The following is a 17,706-nucleotide window of genomic DNA, read 5'->3' on the forward strand; positions in this document are numbered from 1 at the left end:
GCGAAGCAGTGTACGCCCGGGTTGCGGCCCGGGCAGGCACGCCGCCCCATGCCCCGGGCGTGACTGCCGTCTTTTCAATCCCTTTTCGGAAATGGACCCTGCTTTGACCAAGCAAACCGTCTCGACCCGCAACATCGTGGCTGCCGTCATCGGCAACGCGCTGGAGTGGTATGACTTCCTGGTGTTCGCCTTCATGACACCCATCGTCGCCAAGCTGTTCTTCCCCAGCAATCCCGACAATCCGGACGACAACATCAACCGCATCCTGATGACCACGGCCGTGTTCGGCGTGGGCTTTTTCATGCGGCCCGTGGGCGGCATCCTGCTGGGCCTGTACGGGGACCGCAAGGGCCGCAAGGCGGCCATGGTGATGGTGACCGGCCTGATGGCCGTGGCCATCGCGCTGATCACGCTGGCGCCCACGTATGCGGCGGTGGGCATCCTGGCGCCGCTGTTCATCGTGCTGGCACGGCTGCTGCAGGGCTTTGCGGCCGGCGGCGAGTTCGGCACGTCCACGGCACTGCTGATCGAGCTGGCACCGCCCGGCAAGCGCGGCTTCTATGGTTCCTGGCAGATGGCCGGCCAGATGCTGGCCCTGCTGATCGGCGCGGCCACGGGCACGCTGATCACCGAGATCTTCACCGAGGAGGAACTGATGGCCTGGGCCTGGCGCGTGCCCTTCGCCGTGGGCCTGCTGATCGTTCCCGTGGCGCTGTACATCCGCCGCCATGTGGAGGAGCCCGAGGTCTTCAAGGAAATGCAGGCCGCTCAGGCCAGCGGCAAGGCGCGCCAGATCGGCATCATGGAGATGCTGCGCACGCATGCGCGCGAGACGCTGGTGGGCATGGGCCTGGTGGTCACGGCCACGGTGTCCATCTACATCACCTTCACCTATCTGGTGACCTATGCCACGGTGACGCTGAAGCTGCCCATGCGCGATGCCTTCATGGTGCAGATGGCCGGCGCCGCGCTGATGGTGGTGATCATGCCGTTCTTCGGCGCCCTGTCGGACCGCGTGGGCCGCCGCATGCTGACCATCGGCTCGCTGATCGGCTACCTGGTGGTGCTCTACCCGCTGTATGCCTGGCTGACCGACGGCCCCACGGTGCAGAAGCTGCTGATCACCCAGTTGGTGGTCTGCGTGTTCGTGGCCGTGTTCTTCGGCGTGTTCAGCACGGTGATGGCCGAGCTGTTCCCGCCCCAGGTGCGGTCTGCCGGCATGTCCATGGCCTACAACGTGGCCGTGATGATCTTCGGCGGCTTCGCGCAGTTCATCGTGACCTGGCTGATCCGCTCCACGGGCTCGCCCATGGCGCCGGCCTTCTATGTGATGTTCGGCGTGACGCTGGGCCTGCTGGCGGCCTTCTTCATCAAGGACCGCGCGATGGAGCGCAACCTGCGCTGATCCCCCCGGGCGGCGCGCCCTGCGCCGCCCTCGCGCATGCCCCGGCACGGGGCCTGCGCGGCCTTGCCGCACGCCGCGCGCACCATGCGCGGGCATGCCGGCCCCCGCCCTGCACCACGGCGGGGAGGCCCGCCCGCATCGGCCGATTTCATGCAGAAAAAGTCAGGGCTGAACTTCTCTGGAGTGCCGCAAATCCGCAGGGAATACCCTCTGCTGGCACGCGTTTCGCTTGTCTACATTCTTGCATGCAAGTTGCAGAGCCACTTGCATACAAGATTCCACAACTTGCGAAAGACGACTATGCGCCGCTTTGCCAGATCACTGTTCGGACAGGTGGTGATCGCACTCATCCTGGGTGTGCTCGCCGGAATATTGGCCCCTGAATGGGCCGTGAAGCTCAAGCCCCTGGGAGATGGCTTCATCAAGCTCATCAAGATGATCATTCCCGTGCTGGTGTTCTGCGTGGTGGTGCACGGCATCGCGGGCGCGGGCGACCTCAAGCGCGTGGGCCGGGTCGGCGTCAAGTCGCTGATCTACTTCGAGGTGCTGACCACCATCGCCCTGGTGCTGGGCCTGGTGCTGGCCTTCGTGTTCCAGCCCGGCGCGGGCATGAACGTGGACCCGAGCAAGCTCGATGCCTCGGCCATGAGCGCCTATGCCAGCAACGCCGACAAGCTGACCAGCGGCGGCACGGTGGACTTCCTGATGAAGCTCATCCCCACCACCGTGGTGCAGGCCTTTGCCACGGGCGACGTGCTGCAGGTGCTGCTGTTCGCCGTGCTGTTCGGCTGCGCGCTGACCATGCTGGGCGAGCGCGGCGCGCCCGTGCATGCGCTGATCGACACGCTGTCGAACGTGCTGTTCAAGATCATGGGCATCCTCATCAAGCTGGCACCGCTGGGCGTGCTGGGCGCCATCGCCTTCACCGTGGGCCAGTACGGCATAGGCTCGCTCAAGCAGCTGGGCATGCTGGTGCTGCTGTTCTACGTGGCGGTGATCTTCTTCGTCTTCGTGGTGCTGGGCCTGGTGATGCGCTTTTCGGGCTTCAGCCTGATCAAGCTGCTGCGCTACCTGCGCGAGGAGCTGATGGTGGTCTTCGCCACCACCTCCTCGGACAGCGTGCTGCCCCAGATCATGGCCAAGCTGCGCAACCTGGGCGTGCGCGACTCCACCGTGGGCCTGGTGATTCCCACGGGCTACTCGTTCAACCTGGACGCCTTCTCCATCTACATCACGCTGGCGGCCGTGTTCATCGCCCAGGCCACGAACACGCCCATCGGCATGGCCGACCTGCTGACCATCCTGGCGATTGCGCTGGTGACCTCCAAGGGCGCCCACGGCGTGCCGGGCTCGGCCATCGTGGTGCTGGCGGCCACGCTGCATGCGATTCCGGCCATACCCGCCATCGGCCTGGTGCTGGTGCTGTCGGTGGACTGGTTCATGGGCATTGCCCGCGCGCTGGGCAACCTGATCGGCAACTGCGTGGCCACCGTGGCCATCGCGGCCTGGGAAGGTGACATCGACCGCGAGCGCGCCCATGCCGTGCTCGACGGCCTGGCCGACAATCAGGGGCCCGACGCCGAGCCCTCCGGCGCCGCCGCCGTCCCCGCAACCGTGACTCCTGCCCACCCTGCAACGCAATGACACCTGTAAGCCCCCAGCACATCGCCGAGCGCGTCGTCGAAGCCATCCTGGCCCAGAAACTGGCGCCCGGTGAACGGCTGGGGGAGCAGGAGCTGGCCGACAACTTCGAGGTCAGCCGCACCATGGTGCGCGAGGCGCTGATGCAGCTGCAGGCGCGCGGCTTCGTGCAGGTGCAGCCCCGGCGCGGCTGGTACGTGGTCCAGCCCTCGGCCGAGGAGGCGCAGGACGCCTTCGCGGCGCGCCGCATCATCGAGACCGGCATCCTGGGCGAGGCCGGGCGCCCCCTGCAAAGCGTGATCGGCCAGCTGCGCCGCCACATCGCCCAGGAGCAGGAGGCCATTGCGGGCGCCGACGCCGCCACGCGCGCCTTCCTGCTGGCCGACTTCCACGTCTGCCTGGCCGAGCAGATGGGGCACCGGCTGCTGGCGCTCACCCTGCGCGACCTCACGGCGCGCACCACGCTGGCGGCCACATTGTTCCAGTCCACCCACAGCGCCAGCCAGTCCTGCGCCGAGCACGAGCGCATCGTCGAGGCCCTGGAGCGCGGCGACACCGAGGGCGCCAAGGCCCTGCTGCTGGAGCACATCGGCACGGTGGAGCGTTCGCTGGAGATCCGCCCGAGCGAGGCGCCCGACGCCGGCGACCGCCTGCGTGCCACGCTGGCGCCCCTGTTCGGGGGATAACCCTGTGTCGGTGGGTCGGCAAATTTCCACCGACCGTCGCTAAAACGCCAATCCGGGCCCTACGGGGCGCACTGTCATGGTGCCGACACGGCTGACTGCATACGCTGCTGAGTTGGCGCATTGCGCGCCGTTCATCAACCCACCACTGCTTCGGATATGACCCAACGTCCTATGTCCTTTTCCCGCACTCCCCTGCTCGCGTCCCTGTGCGCGGCTGCAGTCCTCACGGCCTGCGGCGGCGACGGCGGCTCGTTCTACCTCACGCTCGACGGAAAGCAGCCCCAGGTGATCGCCCACCGCGGCTTCTCGGGCAAGTTCCCGGAGCAGACGCGCATGGCCTACGAGGCCGCCGCCGACGCGGGCGCGGACATGCTCGAACTCGACATGCACCTGACGAAGGACTGCCAGCTGGTCGCCCGCCACAACGCCTGGCTCAGCGACAGCACCAACGTGGCCGACGTGGCCAAGACCAATGCCGAAGTGGCGCGCCGCCAGCGCACTGCGGCCGGCGTGCTGGTCAACGTGAAGTACCCCGCCGTGCCTGCCAACGGCCCCTCGCAATACCTGAGCGACCAGCTCGATGCCAACGATCCCAAGTCCGTGCTCAAGGCCCTGGTGGTCGATGGCGAGGACCACCGCAACGACTGGTCCATCAGCGACTTCACGATGCAGGAGCTGCGCACCTGGCTGGGCGGCACGATCCTGGACAACCGCAGCGAGCGCCCCACCGAGTGGAACGGCAAGCTGCCCCTGATCAGCGCCCAGGACGTGCTGGACATCGCCGCCGCCAAGGGCAAGGCCCTGGGCCGCACCATCCCCGTCTACGCCGAGACCAAGAACCCGTACTGGAACAACCAGCAGGCGATCGCCAACGGCTGCGGCGCGCCCGGCTCGCGCCCGTTTGAAGACGCGGTGATCAAGCTGCTGGACCAGAACAAGCTCAACGCCAAGGATTCGCCCATCTACATCCAGAGCTTCGACCCGGCCAGCCTCAAGTACCTGCGCCAGGCCGGCATGAAGGCCAAGGGCGTGCAGCTGATCGACGGCAACGACTTCAATCTGCGCGACGGCTCCATGGTCTACATCACCAACGATGAGTGGACCTTCATCAGCGGCCGCCCCTACAGCTGGACCCTGGCCGGCGACGCGCGCACCTTCGCCACCATGCTCACGCCCGCAGGCCTGGCCGAGATCAAGACCTATGCCGACGGCATCGGCCCCTGGAAGCCCCAGGTCCTGGCCCACTCCGTCGTGCCCTACAAGGACGGCGCCGGCCTCAAGGACGTGAACACCGTCAAGGACACGGGCCTGATCCGCGACGCCCACAAGGCCGGCCTGATCGTGCACAGCTTCACCTTCCGCAACGAGCCGGGCCGCCTGGCCGGCCTGTACAAGGGCGACCCCGTGCAGGAATACCTGGCCTACTACCGCCTGGGCATCGACGGCGTGTTCACCGACTTCACGGACACGGCCGTGGCGGCGCGCAAGGCGTACAACAAGGAAATCGGGCTCTGATCGAGCGCTGAATGCCGCTGCGGCGGCGTCCATAAAAAAGCCAGGGCACGCCCTGGCTTTTTTCTTGCAACGCGCGGCACCAGTCCGCGCGGACAAACGTTCTCACCCCAGATTCGGCGCCAGCAACCGGCGCAGTTCCTCGATGTCCATGCCCCGGCGCGCGGCCATGTCGGCGAGCTGGTCCTCGCCGATCTCGCCGACGTTGAAGTAGACGGCGTCGGGGTGGCCGATGTAGAAGCCGCTGACGCTGGAGGCCGGGTTCATGGCCAGGCTTTCGGTCAGCGTCATGCCGATCTCGTCGGCCTTGAGCACGGCGAACAGGTCGGTCTTGGCGCTGTGGTCGGGGCAGGCCGGGTAGCCGGGCGCGGGGCGCACGCCCTTGTACTGTTCCTTGATCAGCGCTTCGTTGCTGAGGTCCTCGTCGGGCGCATAGCCCCACAGGTCCTTGCGCACGCGCTGGTGCAGGCATTCGGCGAAGGCCTCGGCCAGGCGGTCGGCCAGGGCCTTGAACATGATGCCGGAGTAGTCGTCCAGCGCGTCCTGGAACTCCTTGTCCTTCTTCTCGGCGCCGATGCCGGCCGTGACGGCGAACAGGCCCGCGTAGTCCTGGATGCCCGATTCCTTGGTGGCCACGAAGTCGGACAGGCAGCGGCTGGGGCGCATCACGGGCTGGCCATCCGGGCCTTCCACCATCTGCTTTTCGGTCTGCTGGCGCATGCCGTACCAGGTCATCAGCACCTGGCTGCGGGACTCGTCGGCGTAGAACTCGATGTCATCGCCCACGCGGTTGGCAGGGAACAGGCCGATGGCGCCGTTGGCCTGCAGCCAGCGGCCTTCGATGATCTTCCTGAGCATGGCCTGGCCGTCGGCCAGCACCTGGCGGGCCTGCACGCCCACGATCTCGTCGTCGAGGATGGCCGGATAGGGGCCGGCCAGGTCCCAGGTCTGGAAGAACGGGCCCCAGTCGATGTATTCGGCGATCTCGGCCAGGTCGAAGTTGCGGAACACGCGCCGGCCCAGGGCGCGCGGCGCCACGGGGGCCTGGGAAAAGTCCACGGGCGTGGCGTTGGCGCGGGCCTTGTCCAGCGGCCACAGCGGCGTCTTCTTCTTATTGGCGTGCTGGGTGCGGACCTTGTCGTAGTCGGCCTGGATCTCGGCCAGGTAGTTGCCCTTGTTCTCGCCCAGCAGGCTCTGGGCCACGCTGACGCTGCGCGAGGCATCGGGCACGTAGACCACGGGGCCTTCGTACTTGGGCGCGATCTTGACGGCGGTGTGCACGCGCGAGCAGGTGGCGCCGCCGATCAGCAGCGGAATCTTCTTGATGCGGAAGTAGTCGTCCTTGTGCATCTCGCCGGCGACGTACTGCATCTCTTCGAGGCTGGGCGTGATCAGGCCCGACAGGCCGATGATGTCCGCGCCCTCGGCCTTGGCCTTGGCCAGGATCTCGTGGCAGGGCACCATCACGCCCATGTTGATGACCTCGAAGTTGTTGCACTGCAGGACCACGGTGACGATGTTCTTGCCGATGTCGTGCACGTCGCCCTTGACGGTGGCGATGACGATCTTGCCCTTGCTGGACACGTCCAGGCCCGCCGCTTCCTGCTGGCGCTTTTCCTCTTCGATGTAGGGCACGAGGTGGGCCACGGCCTGCTTCATCACGCGCGCCGACTTGACCACCTGGGGCAGGAACATCTTGCCGGCGCCGAACAGGTCGCCCACGATGTTCATGCCGTCCATGAGCGGACCTTCGATCACGTGCAGCGGGCGGCCGCCGCCCTGCACCACGATCTGCTGGTAGGCCTCTTCAGTGTCGACGACGATGAAGTCGGTGATGCCGTGCACCAGGGCGTGCGACAGGCGCTCGCCCACGGTCTTCGGGTTCTCGGGCGTGCCGCGCCATTCGAGCTTCTTGCTGTCGTCCTTGGCGGCGCCCTTGGCGGCGTCGGCAATCTCCAGCAGGCGTTCCGCAGCGTCAGGGCGGCGGTTGAGCACCACGTCTTCCACGCGCTCGCGCAGTTCGGGCTCCAGGTCGTCATAGACGCCGACCATGCCGGCGTTGACGATGCCCATGTCCATGCCCGCCGAGATGGCGTGGTACAGGAACACGGTGTGGATGGCCTCGCGCACGGGGTCGTTGCCGCGGAAGCTGAAGCTCACGTTGGAGACGCCGCCCGAGACCTTGGCGCCGGGCAGGTTGCGCTTGATCCAGCGCACGGCCTCGATGAAGTCCACGGCGTAGTTGTCGTGCTCCTCGATGCCGGTGGCCACGGCGAAGATGTTGGGGTCGAAGACGATGTCCTCGGGCGGGAAGCCCACCTCGTCCACCAGGATGCGGTAGGCGCGCTCGCAGATCTCGATCTTGCGCTGGTAGGTGTCGGCCTGGCCCTTCTCGTCGAAGGCCATGACCACGGCGGCCGCGCCGTAGCGCTTGATCAGCCGGGCCTGGCGCTTGAATTCATCCAGGCCTTCCTTCATGGAGATGGAGTTGACGATGCCCTTGCCCTGCAGGCAGCGCAGGCCGGCCTCGATGACCTCCCACTTGGAGCTGTCCACCATGACCGGCACCTTGGCGATGTCGGGCTCGGAGGCGATGAGGTTCAGGAAGCGCACCATGGCGGCCTTGCTGTCGAGCATGGCCTCATCCATGTTCACGTCGATGACCTGGGCGCCGTTTTCCACCTGCTGGCGTGCCACGGACAGCGCTTCCTCGTACTGCTCGTTGAGGATCATGCGCGCAAAGGCCTTGGAACCCGTGACGTTGGTGCGCTCGCCCACGTTGACGAACAGCGTGCCCTCGCCGATGGAGACGGGCTCCAGGCCCGACAGACGCATGGGAGGGGGAGTGAAAGAGGACGACATCAAGCTCACCTGCAAAAACGGCATGGCAACAGGTGAGCGTCGTTGGCACCGTGGGCGCGGTCCGGCCGGGAACCTGCACCTGGCCCAAGCCTGACGCGGCACGCGATCCGGTGTACGGATGGGCGGGTGCCGCGCTGCAACGCTCCTCGGGCCAAAGCCCGGGATTCTACGGCGGCTGGCGGCGGCCTGCAGTGCGGGTTTTACGCCCGCATTCGGGGCAGGCCTGCACAAAGCCATGCGGCACTGCACCAAAGCGCGGCAGCGCGGGCCGCTGGCGGCGCCTTCGGGGCGGATTGTCGATGCCCCATCGCCCCGGATTCTTTGCAGCGCCTGAGGACAACGCTCCTTTTTTTGCATCTGGCACGCAATTCGCTATCTGCTGGGTACGTGGTCTGACCAGTCAGGCCAAAACCCTCCACCCGCGCCAGCCCATGCAAAGCATTCCGATCTCGATGGCCCAGACGCTGCAGCAGCACATCCTGAGCGGCCACTACCCCGGCGGCAGCCAGCTGCCGCCGCAGCGCGAGCTGGCCCGGCAGCTGGGCATCAGCCGCGCTTCGCTGCGCGAGGCGCTGTCCATGCTGGAGGCCCTGGGCCTGGTCGAGATCCAGCCGGGCAAGGGCGTGCGCATCAACGGCCCGCACAGCGGCCGTGCACGCATGCACCGCGCCTATGCCACCCCGGCGCTGGGCACGCTGTCGCCGCGCCAGCTGATCGAGCTGCGCCTGGTGCTGGAGCCCGGCTGGGCCGCGCTGGCGGCCGTGCGCGCCGACGACAGCGGCCTGCGCCAGCTGCAATGGACCCAGTCCCAGCTGGCCCACGCCCTGGACCGCAGCGACCTGCTGGCCGCCGCCGACGCCGATCTGCAGTTCCACCTGCTGCTGGCCCAGCTGTCGGGCAACCCGGGCCTGGTGGCCATGGCGCGCCAGCTGGAGCTGGCCATCAGCCACAGCCTGCGCCTGCCCTTTGCCTGGAGCGGCGCCGACGACCAGCCGGTGCGCGAGCACGACGCCATCGTGCAGGCCGTCTGCGCAGGCGATGCGCCGGGTGCGGCGGGCGCCATGCGCGCCCACCTGCTGTCGGCTGCCAGGCGCAGCGGCATCGATCTCGACACACCGGACGACGCGACGGCGCCCGACGCAACGGCGCCCGATACATCTGCGCCCGACCCTGACCCACTTTCCTTTCGCCTCATCCCCCCTTCCGAAGGAGCTTTCGCATGACTTCCCCCCTGACACCCCGCCGCGCATTCATCCGCACCGCCCTGGCGGCCGCCACCCTGGCCGCTGCCGGCCTGGGCGGCGCCGCCCATGCCGACATGCTGGCCAACATCCAGAAGGCCGGCGTGCTGCGCGTGGCGATTCCGCAGGACTTCCCGCCCTTCGGCTCGCTGGGCACCGACCTGAAGCTGCAGGGCTATGACATCGACATGGCGGCCCTGGTGGCCCAGGAGCTGGGCGTGAAGGTGGAGCTGGTGCCCGTGACCAGCACCAACCGCATCCCCTTCCTGACCACGGGCAAGGCCGACATCGTCATCTCCAGCCTGGGCAAGAACGCCGAGCGCGCCAAGGTGATCGACTTCACCCAGGCCTATGCGCCCTTCCCCAAGAGCGTCTATGGCCCCAAGGACATGAGCATCAAGGCCCCTGCCGACCTGGCCGGCAAGACCGTGGGCGTGACGCGCGGCTCCACCGAGGACCTGGCCCTCACGCAGGTGGCGCCGGCATCGGCCACCATCAAGCGCTACGAGGACAACAACGCCACCGCGCAAAGCTACCTGACGGGCCAGGTGCAGCTGGTGACGCTGGGCAACATCGTGGCCAACGCCGTGAACGAGCGCACCAGGCTGCGCCAGCTGGACGTGAAGTTCGCGGTCGAGGACACGCCCTGCTACATCGGCGTGGCCAAGGGCGAGCCGGCGCTGCTGCAGAAGGTGGACGCCATCATCACCAAGCTCAAGGCCGACGGCCGCCTGACCAGCCTGTCCCAGCGCTGGATGAAGATGCCGCTGCCCGCCACCCTGTAACCGCTGCGCCCCTGTTCCCGGAAATCCTTCCATGGCCTATCAATTCGACTTCGGCGCCGTGTTCGACTACAGCGGCCTGCTGGCACAGGGCGCGGGCTTCACGCTGGCGCTGACGGCGGCGGGCGCCGTGCTGGGCGGCGCCATCGGCGTGGCCGGCGGCGTCAGCCGCGCCTGGCGCATTGCGCCGCTGCACTGGCTGTTCAAGGTGTACGTGGAGGGCATACGCAACACGCCCTTCCTGGTGCAGCTGATGTTCGTGTTCTTCGGCCTGCCTTCGCTGGGCGTGCAGATCAACGAATGGCAGGCCTGCCTGCTGACCACGGTGATCAACCTGGGCGCCTACATCACCGAGATCGTGCGCGCCGGCATCCAGGAGACGCCGCGCGGCCAGCTGGAAGCCGCTGGCGCGCTGGGCATGGGCCGCTGGGCGGTCTTCCGCCATGTGGTGCTGCGCCCTGCGCTGCAGCGGGTCTGGCCCTCGCTGAGCAGCCAGATCGTGATCGTGATGCTGGGCACCTCGGTGGTCTCGCAGATCGCGGCCCAGGACCTGACGTTTGCGGCCAACTTCATCCAGTCGCGCAACTTCCGCGCGTTCGAGACCTACCTGGTGGTGACGGCGGCGTACTTCGTGCTGGCCCTGGCACTGCGCCAGTTGCTGGCCTGGATAGGCCAGCGCTTCGTGGTGGGCCGCCGCACGCCGCGTGCAGCCAGGCCCGCTGCACCCGCTGCACCTGCAACCACTGCCGGAGACGCCGCATGATTGCCGACATTCCCCTGCTGCCCATCCTGGCCAAGCTGGCCGAGGGCCTGCTGGCCACGCTGGCGCTGTCGCTGCTGGCCTTCGTGCTGGGCGGCGCCACCGGATTGCTGGTGCTGTTCGCCCGCGTGGGCCGCAGCCTGAACCTGCGCCGCCTGGCCAAGGCCTATATCCAGGCCTTCCAGAACACGCCGCTGCTGATGCAGATGTTCATCGTGTTCTTCGGCTCGTCCATGGCCGGCCTGGACATCTCGCCCTGGACGGCGGCCGCCATCGGCCTGACGCTGTACACCAGCGCCTACCTGGCCGAGGTCTGGCGCGGCTGCGTGGAGGCTATCCCCCGCGGCCAGTGGGAAGCCTCGTCCAGCCTGGCCATGGGCTACCTGCAGCAGATGCGCCATGTGGTGCTGCCGCAGGCGCTGCGCCTGTCGATAGCGCCCACGGTCGGCTTCTCGGTGCAGATCATCAAGGGCACGGCCGTGGCCTCGATCATCGGTTTCAGCGAGCTGACCAAGCTCGGCTCCATGCTGGCCAACGCCACCTTCCAGCCCTTCCTCATCTACGGCCTGGTCGCCGCAGGCTACTTCCTGCTGTGCTGGCCCCTGTCCCTCTACGCATCCCATCTGGAGAAGAAACTCTATGCCGCTCGTTGATGTGCGCGCCGTTCACAAGCATTACGGCAACAACCATGTGCTCAAGGGCGTGGACCTGAGCGTGGACAGCGGCCAGGTGGTCGCCATCATCGGCCGCAGCGGCTCGGGCAAGAGCACGCTGCTGCGCTCCATCAACGGGCTGGAGGCCATCCAGTCCGGCCAGATCGTGGTGGACGACGCCGTGCTCAAGGGCTCGGAGGGCAGCGCGCCCTCGCCCGCCCAGCTGCGCGCGCTGCGCCTGAACGTGGGCATGGTCTTCCAGCAGTTCAACCTGTTCCCCCACCTGACGGCGGGCGAGAACGTGGCCCTGTCGCCCACCGTGGTCAAGGGCGTGAAAAAGCCCGAGGCGGCGGCGCTGGCGCGCCAGATGCTGGCCAAGGTCGGCCTGGGCGACAAGTACGACAGCTACCCCGACCAGCTCAGCGGCGGCCAGCAGCAGCGCGTGGCCATTGCGCGCGCGCTGGCCATGCAGCCCAAGGTGCTGCTGTGCGACGAGATCACCTCGGCCCTGGACCCGGAGCTGGTCAACGAGGTGCTGGCCGTGGTCAAGCAGCTCGCCGCCGAGGGCATGACGCTGATCATGGTCACGCACGAGATGCGCTTTGCCCGCGACGTGGGCGACCAGCTGGTGTTCATGCACCAGGGCCTGATCCACGAAAGCGGCCCGGCCAAGCAGCTGTTCGCCAGCCCGCAGACGCCGGAGCTGGCCGGCTTCATCGGCGCCGTGCACTGAGCGGTACGGCCAGGCAGGACAAAGGCCCGCGTCGCGGGCCTTTTTTGCATCGGTGCGGCGCAGGGGCCGCGGTCAGTGGCTGATCATCCAGGGCCGCTTGGTCGGGAAGGTCTTGGCGCCGTTGGGCGCCGTGACCGTGGAGCCGCGCTTGCTGGCGCCGCTGCAGCAGCCGCAGCCCGAGGGGTGGCGCATGCGCGCGTAGCTGCCCTCGGCCACATCGCGTGAGCGCCTGGGCTCGTGCCGGGCTCGCTCGTTGGTGTCGTGGGCGCGGCGCTGCTCGGGGCTGGTGCAGGCCAGGCGCGGCGCGCTGACGAAGACGCGGGGCGAGGCCGCCTCGCAGCTGGGGCAGGGCGCGGGCTCGTTGCGCTGCGAGAGGCTGCGCAGCGCGTCGAAGCCGCCGCATGCGGCGCAGTGGTAGTCATAGGTGGGCATGGGCGGCCTCTGGCGGATGGTGGATGGCGGGTGTCGTATGCCGGGCTTACTTGTCCTGGGCGATGGGCAGGTCCACCCCGCCCGTGATGATCTTCTGTGGTCCCTCGGCCGTGGGATTGATGTCGAAGTCGAAGATCTCCGTGGGCAGCCACAGCGTGGCGCAGGCATTGGGCACGTCCACCACGCCGCTGATGTGGCCCTGCACGGGCGCCGTGCCCAGCAGCGAGTAGGCCTGGGCACCGCTGTAGCCGAATTTCTTCAGGTACTCGATGGCGTTCAGGCAGGCCTGGCGGTAGGCCACGGTCACGTCCAGGTAGTGCTGCTTGCCCTTTTCGTCCACCGAGATGCCTTCGAAGATCAGGTAGTCCTTGTAGTTGGGCGTCATGGGGCTGGGCTTGAAGATGGGGTTCTTGATGCCGTACTTGGCCATGCCACCCTTGATCAGCGAAACCTTCATGTGCACCCAGCCGGCCATCTCGATGGCGCCGCAGAAGGTGATCTCGCCATCGCCCTGGCTGAAGTGCAGGTCGCCCACGCTCAGGCCGGCGCCGTCCACGTAGACGGGGAAGAACACGCGCGAGCCGCGCGAGAGGTCCTTGATGTCGCAGTTGCCGCCATGCTCGCGCGGCGGCACGGTGCGCGCGCCTTCGGCGGCGGCCTTGTCGCGCGCCTCGCCCTGCATCTGGCCCATGTGGGCGGTGGTGGCGTTGGGCGGGTTGGCCAGGCCGGGGATGCGGTCGGGGTCGGTGGCGATGAGGCCGGTCTCGCGCTCGTTCCAGCTGGCCAGCATCTTGGGGTCGGGCAGGCAGCCGATCAGGCCCGGGTGGATGAGGCCTGCGAAGTTGACGCCGGGGATGTGGCGGCTCTTGGTGAACATGCCGTGGAAGTCCCAGATGGACTTCTGGGCCAGCGGGAAATGCTCGTCCAGGAAGCCGCCGCCATTTTGCTTGGAGAAAAAGCCGTTGAAGCCCCAGAGGCTGTCGTCGCGCGCGCCGATGTCCAGCAGGTCCACCACCAGCAGGTCGCCGGGCTCGGCGCCCTTGACGCCCACGGGGCCGGACAGGAAGTGGACGGTGGACAGGTCCACGTCGCGCACGTCTTCGGCGCTGTCGTCGTTCTTGATGGCGCCGCCGGTCCAGTCATAGGTCTCCAGCTTGAACTCCGCGCCCGGCTCCACCCAGACCGCCATGGGGATGTCGGGATGCCAGCGGTTGTGCACCTGCGGGTTGTCGTAGGGGGACTGGTTGAGATCGACCTTGATCAGGGTTTCGGCCATGGTGTGCTCCTTGCGATGGCAGTGGGAAAAAACGGATCAGACGGAGAGGTAGGACTTGATGCGCTGTTCATCCGTATCAGCACGGGCCGTCTCATGGACCAGGCGGCCGCCCTCGATGACGAACAGCCGGTCGGCCACATCCATGGCGAAGGAAAGCACCTGCTCGCTGACCACGATGGTGATGCGGCGCAGCTTGCGGATCTCGTTGAGCGCCTTGGCGATGTCCTTGATGATGGAAGGCTGTATGCCCTCGGTCGGCTCGTCCAGCAGCAGCACCTTGGGGTCGGTGACCAGGGCGCGCGCAATGGCCAGCTGCTGCTGCTGCCCGCCCGAGAGGTTGCCGCCCTTGCGCCGGCGCATGTCCCAGAGCACGGGGAACAGGGCGTAGATGTCGTCGGGCACCTGGCGCGACTTCGCGTTCTCCAGGCCCGTCTGTATGTTCTCCTCCACGGTCAGCGTGGGGAAGATCATGCGGCCCTGGGGCACGTAGGCAATGCCCTTGGCCACACGCCGGAAGCTCTCGTCCTTCGTGACGTCCTGGCCGGCCACGGTGATCTGGCCGCTCTTGGCGGGCATGACGCCCATCAGGCTTTTGAACAGCGTGGTCTTGCCCATGCCGTTGCGGCCCATGATGGCCACGGTTTCGTTCTCGCGGCCCTCGAAGCTGATGCCGTGCAGCGCCTCGCTCTGGCCATAGGCCACGTACAGATCCTTGACTTGCAGCATGTGAATTCCTTGTGTGTGCCTCAGTGGCCGAGGTAGACGTCGATGACCTTGGGGTCGGCCTGCACCTTGTCCATGGGACCCTCGGCGAGGATCTTTCCCTGGTGCATGACGGTGACCTTGTGCGCGATGCGCGCCACGAACTCCATGTCGTGCTCGATGACGATGACGGAGCGGTTCTTGCAGATGCGCTGCAGCAGCTCGGCCGTCAGCTCGCGCTCGCGGGCGCTCATGCCGGCGATGGGCTCGTCCAGCATCAGCAGCTCGGGCTCCTGCATGAGCAGCATGCCGATCTCCAGCCACTGCTTCTGGCCGTGGCTGAGCAGGCCGGCCTCGGTGTCCAGGCGCTCGTCCAGGCCGATGTCGGCGGCCACGGCCTGCACGCGATCGCGCACCGCCTCCGTGCACTTGAAGGCCAGCGCGCCGAAGACCGAGCGGCCTTCGGGGTAGGAGACCTCCAGGTTCTGGAAGACCGACAGGTTCTCGTAGATGGACGGCGTCTGGAACTTGCGCCCGATCCCCAGTCGCACGCGCTTGTGCTCGGCCATGCGCGTGAGTTCCTCGTTCTTGAACTTGATGCTGCCGGCCGTGGCGCGGGTCTTGCCGCAGATCAGGTCCAGCAGCGTGGTCTTGCCCGCGCCGTTGGGGCCGATGATGACGCGCAGCTCGTTCTTGTCGATGTACAGGTTCAGCGCGTCGATGGCCTTGAAGCCGTCGAAGGAGACCGTCAGGTCTTCCACGGCCAGCGTGAAGTCGGTATTGCTCATGGTGTGCTCCCGCTGTGGTTCAGGCGCCCTGGCGGCCCATGCCTTCGGACAGGGCGGACGTGGGCTTGGTGGCGGCCGGGGCCTGGGCAGGTGCTGCCTGGGCTCCCTGCGGTGCGGCAGGCGCTGCGGCCGGTGCCGCGCCCTTGCGGCGGCTGTTCCACCAGGGAACGATGCGGCTTTCCCACAGCCCGGCCAGCCCCATCGGGAAGGCCATGGTCACGCCGATGAACAGGCCCGCCATGAGGAACAGCCACAGGTCCGGGAAGCTCTCCGAGAAATAGGTCTTGCCCGCGTTGACCAGCAGCGTGCCGTACACGGCGCCCACCAGGCTCATGCGCCCGCCCACGGCGGCGTAGATGACCATCTCGATGGAGGGCACGATGCCCACGAAGCTGGGCGACATGAAGCCCACCTGCAGCGTGAACAGCGCGCCGCCCACGCCCGACAGCGCAGCGGCCAGGCAGAACACGAAGACCTTGAAATTGGCTACGTCGTAGCCGGAAAAGCGCACGCGGTCTTCCTTGTCGCGCATGGCCAGCAGCAGGGTGCCCACCTTGCCCGTCTGAATCCAGCGGCACAGCACGATGGCGCCGATCAGCAGGGCCACGCAGACGTAGTAGAGGATGTACTTGGCGCTGTCCGTGCGCGTGTCCCAGCCCCACAGGGTCTTGAGGTCGGTCATGCCGTTGACGCCGCCCGTGTAGCCCTGCTGGCCGATGATGAGCACGGTGACGATCAGCGCCACGGCCTGCGTGATGATGGCGAAGTACACCCCGCCCACGCGGCGCTTGAACATGGCGAAGCTGATGAGCCAGGCCAGCAGCGTGGGCACGGCGATGACGGCGGCCAGCGAGAACGGCAGGCTCTTGAAGGGCAGCCAGAACGAGGGCAGCTCGGTCAGCTGGTTCCAGTCCATGAAGTCCGGGATGCCGGGCGTGGACTGGATCTTGGTGCTGATGGGGTCGGACGCCTCCAGCTTCAGGAACATGGCCATGGCGTAGCCGCCCAGGCCGAAGAACACGCCCTGGCCCAGGCTGAGCACGCCGCCATAACCCCAGACCATGACCAGGCCGATGGCGACGAAGGCATAGGTCAGGTACTTGCCGACCAGGTTGAGGCGGAAGATGTCCAGCGCCAGGGGCAGCACCACCGCCAGCAGGACGGTGAGCAGCACCAGGCTGGCGAGCTGGTAGCGCTGTATCCAGGCTTTGAGGGCTTGCATGGAATGACTCCGGTGAACTCAGGGGAAATCGGGGGAACGCGGGGGAATTCGTGGACAGGGCCGGCGCCGGGATCAGCGCCGCACCTTGGACGCGAACAGGCCCTGGGGACGCAGCATCAGGATGAAGACGATCAGCGACAGCGTGATCACCTTGGCCATGGAGCCCGCGAGGAAGAACTCGGTGATGGACTGCGTCTGCGCAATGCCGAAGGCCGAGACCACGGTGCCCAGCAGGCTGGCCGCGCCGCCGAAGGTGACCACCAGGAAGGCGTCCACGATGTACAGCGAGCCCGAGGTGGGGCCGGTGGAGCCGATGGTGGTGAAGGCCGCGCCCGCCACGCCCGCGATGCCGCAGCCGATGGCAAAGGTCAGGCGGTCGGTCTTCTTGGTGTCGATGCCGATGGCGTTGGCCATCACGCGGTTGCTGACCGTGGCGCGAACGCGCAGGCCCCAGCGGCTTTTGTGCAGCGCGATCAGCACGCCGGCCGTGACGGCCATGGTCAGCGCCAGCACGAACAGGCCGTTGATGGGAATGTCCAGCCCCTCGGCCGGCGCCCACGAGCCCATCAGCCAGTCAGGCAGGGTGGGGCTGACTTCCTTGGGGCCGATGAAGGTGCGAAAGCACTGCTGCAGCGCCAGGCTCACGCCCCAGGTGGCCAGCAGCGTGTCCAGCGGCCGCTTGTAGAGGTGGCGGATCAGCCCCCATTCCACCAGCCAGCCGGCCACGAAGGCGAACAGGAAGGCGGCCACGATGGCCAGCGGGAAGTAGTAGGGCATGAACTCGGGCGCGTGCTGCGCCGTGAGCGTGGAGCCCAGGTAGATGGTGTAGGCGCCAATGGTCATGAACTCGCCATGCGCCATGTTGATCACGCCCATCTGGCCAAAGATGATGGCCAGGCCCAGGCCCATCAGCAGCAGCACGGCGAACAGGCTCAGCCCCGCGAAGCCCTGCATCAGGCCGATGTTCATCATGTCGGAAAAACTCATGGTGCTGCTCCTGCGCGCAAGCCA

16 protein-coding genes and 1 riboswitch are annotated in these 17,706 nt (G+C 67.3%); of the genes, 9 read left to right on the forward strand and 7 right to left on the reverse strand.

Features of this window, described 5'->3' with window-relative positions; translation table 11 throughout:
• The first annotated feature begins 91 nt into the window (after nucleotides 1-91).
• From PO605_RS15570 to PO605_RS15585, 4 genes are all read left to right on the forward strand, one after another.
• On the forward strand, nucleotides 92-1,405 hold the full coding sequence (locus tag PO605_RS15570; protein ID WP_016448697.1) for an MFS transporter: 1,314 nt from the start codon (nucleotides 92-94) through the stop codon (nucleotides 1,403-1,405).
• Nucleotides 1,406-1,705: 300 nt separating this feature from the next.
• Nucleotides 1,706-3,049: a C4-dicarboxylate transporter DctA gene (locus tag PO605_RS15575; protein WP_047471266.1), complete on the forward strand. Its 1,344-nt coding sequence runs from the start codon at nucleotides 1,706-1,708 to the stop codon at nucleotides 3,047-3,049.
• Entirely contained in the window at nucleotides 3,046-3,732 is a 687-nt protein-coding gene (locus tag PO605_RS15580) for a GntR family transcriptional regulator (protein ID WP_016448699.1), read from the forward strand. Before PO605_RS15575 ends, PO605_RS15580 begins: the two co-directional genes overlap by 4 nt.
• A gap of 171 nt (nucleotides 3,733-3,903) precedes the next feature.
• Nucleotides 3,904-5,247: a glycerophosphodiester phosphodiesterase family protein gene (locus PO605_RS15585; RefSeq protein ID WP_017406328.1), complete on the forward strand. Its 1,344-nt coding sequence runs from the start codon at nucleotides 3,904-3,906 to the stop codon at nucleotides 5,245-5,247.
• Nucleotides 5,248-5,349: 102 nt separating this feature from the next.
• Here PO605_RS15585 and metH read toward each other — a convergent pair whose 3' ends face one another.
• Complete coding sequence (gene metH, locus PO605_RS15590; protein WP_272206607.1) at nucleotides 5,350-8,106, reverse strand: methionine synthase; 2,757 nt, start codon at nucleotides 8,104-8,106, stop codon at nucleotides 5,350-5,352.
• A 27-nt stretch (nucleotides 8,107-8,133) separates the two neighbouring features.
• Nucleotides 8,134-8,260: riboswitch (S-adenosyl-L-homocysteine riboswitch) on the reverse strand.
• Nucleotides 8,261-8,537: 277 nt separating this feature from the next.
• On the opposite strand from metH, the gene PO605_RS15595 reads away from it, so the two are divergent.
• From PO605_RS15595 to PO605_RS15615, 5 genes are read left to right on the forward strand one after another with little or no spacing between them, the layout of a single operon-like run.
• Nucleotides 8,538-9,329, forward strand: coding sequence for a FadR/GntR family transcriptional regulator (locus tag PO605_RS15595; protein ID WP_272206608.1), 792 nt, complete (start codon nucleotides 8,538-8,540; stop codon nucleotides 9,327-9,329).
• Nucleotides 9,326-10,132, forward strand: a complete 807-nt coding sequence (locus tag PO605_RS15600) for a transporter substrate-binding domain-containing protein (protein WP_016452167.1) — start codon at nucleotides 9,326-9,328, stop codon at nucleotides 10,130-10,132. Before PO605_RS15595 ends, PO605_RS15600 begins: the two co-directional genes overlap by 4 nt.
• Nucleotides 10,133-10,163: 31 nt before the next feature.
• Nucleotides 10,164-10,892: an amino acid ABC transporter permease gene (locus PO605_RS15605; RefSeq protein WP_016448704.1), complete on the forward strand. Its 729-nt coding sequence runs from the start codon at nucleotides 10,164-10,166 to the stop codon at nucleotides 10,890-10,892.
• Complete coding sequence (locus PO605_RS15610) at nucleotides 10,889-11,542, forward strand: amino acid ABC transporter permease (RefSeq protein ID WP_016448705.1); 654 nt, start codon at nucleotides 10,889-10,891, stop codon at nucleotides 11,540-11,542. Before PO605_RS15605 ends, PO605_RS15610 begins: the two co-directional genes overlap by 4 nt.
• On the forward strand, nucleotides 11,529-12,275 hold the full coding sequence (locus PO605_RS15615; protein WP_016448706.1) for an amino acid ABC transporter ATP-binding protein: 747 nt from the start codon (nucleotides 11,529-11,531) through the stop codon (nucleotides 12,273-12,275). Before PO605_RS15610 ends, PO605_RS15615 begins: the two co-directional genes overlap by 14 nt.
• Nucleotides 12,276-12,347: 72 nt before the next feature.
• Here the strand turns inward: PO605_RS15615 and PO605_RS15620 are convergent, their stop codons facing one another.
• The 6 genes from PO605_RS15620 to urtB all read right to left on the reverse strand — a co-directional run bounded on the left by PO605_RS15620 (nucleotide 12,348) and on the right by urtB (nucleotide 17,682).
• The gene (locus PO605_RS15620) at nucleotides 12,348-12,707 is read right to left on the reverse strand and encodes an FmdB family zinc ribbon protein (RefSeq protein ID WP_154833096.1); all 360 of its coding nucleotides are present in this window, start codon (nucleotides 12,705-12,707) and stop codon (nucleotides 12,348-12,350) included.
• 46 nt (nucleotides 12,708-12,753) lie between these two features.
• Nucleotides 12,754-13,983: a formamidase gene (fmdA, locus tag PO605_RS15625; protein WP_012202164.1), complete on the reverse strand. Its 1,230-nt coding sequence runs from the start codon at nucleotides 13,981-13,983 to the stop codon at nucleotides 12,754-12,756.
• Between the two features lie 36 nt (nucleotides 13,984-14,019).
• Nucleotides 14,020-14,709: an urea ABC transporter ATP-binding subunit UrtE gene (urtE, locus tag PO605_RS15630; RefSeq protein WP_016450221.1), complete on the reverse strand. Its 690-nt coding sequence runs from the start codon at nucleotides 14,707-14,709 to the stop codon at nucleotides 14,020-14,022.
• 20 nt (nucleotides 14,710-14,729) lie between these two features.
• On the reverse strand, nucleotides 14,730-15,473 hold the full coding sequence (urtD, locus tag PO605_RS15635; RefSeq protein ID WP_272206609.1) for an urea ABC transporter ATP-binding protein UrtD: 744 nt from the start codon (nucleotides 15,471-15,473) through the stop codon (nucleotides 14,730-14,732).
• Between the two features lie 19 nt (nucleotides 15,474-15,492).
• A complete protein-coding gene (gene urtC, locus PO605_RS15640) occupies nucleotides 15,493-16,695 on the reverse strand; it encodes an urea ABC transporter permease subunit UrtC (RefSeq protein WP_272206610.1) in 1,203 nt (400 codons plus the stop codon).
• Nucleotides 16,696-16,767: 72 nt separating this feature from the next.
• Entirely contained in the window at nucleotides 16,768-17,682 is a 915-nt protein-coding gene (gene urtB / locus PO605_RS15645) for an urea ABC transporter permease subunit UrtB (protein ID WP_016450224.1), read from the reverse strand.
• Nucleotides 17,683-17,706: the final 24 nt, after the last annotated feature.

This window comes from Delftia sp. DT-2 (genome assembly GCF_028401915.1).
GTDB lineage: Bacteria > Pseudomonadota > Gammaproteobacteria > Burkholderiales > Burkholderiaceae_C > Comamonas > Comamonas tsuruhatensis.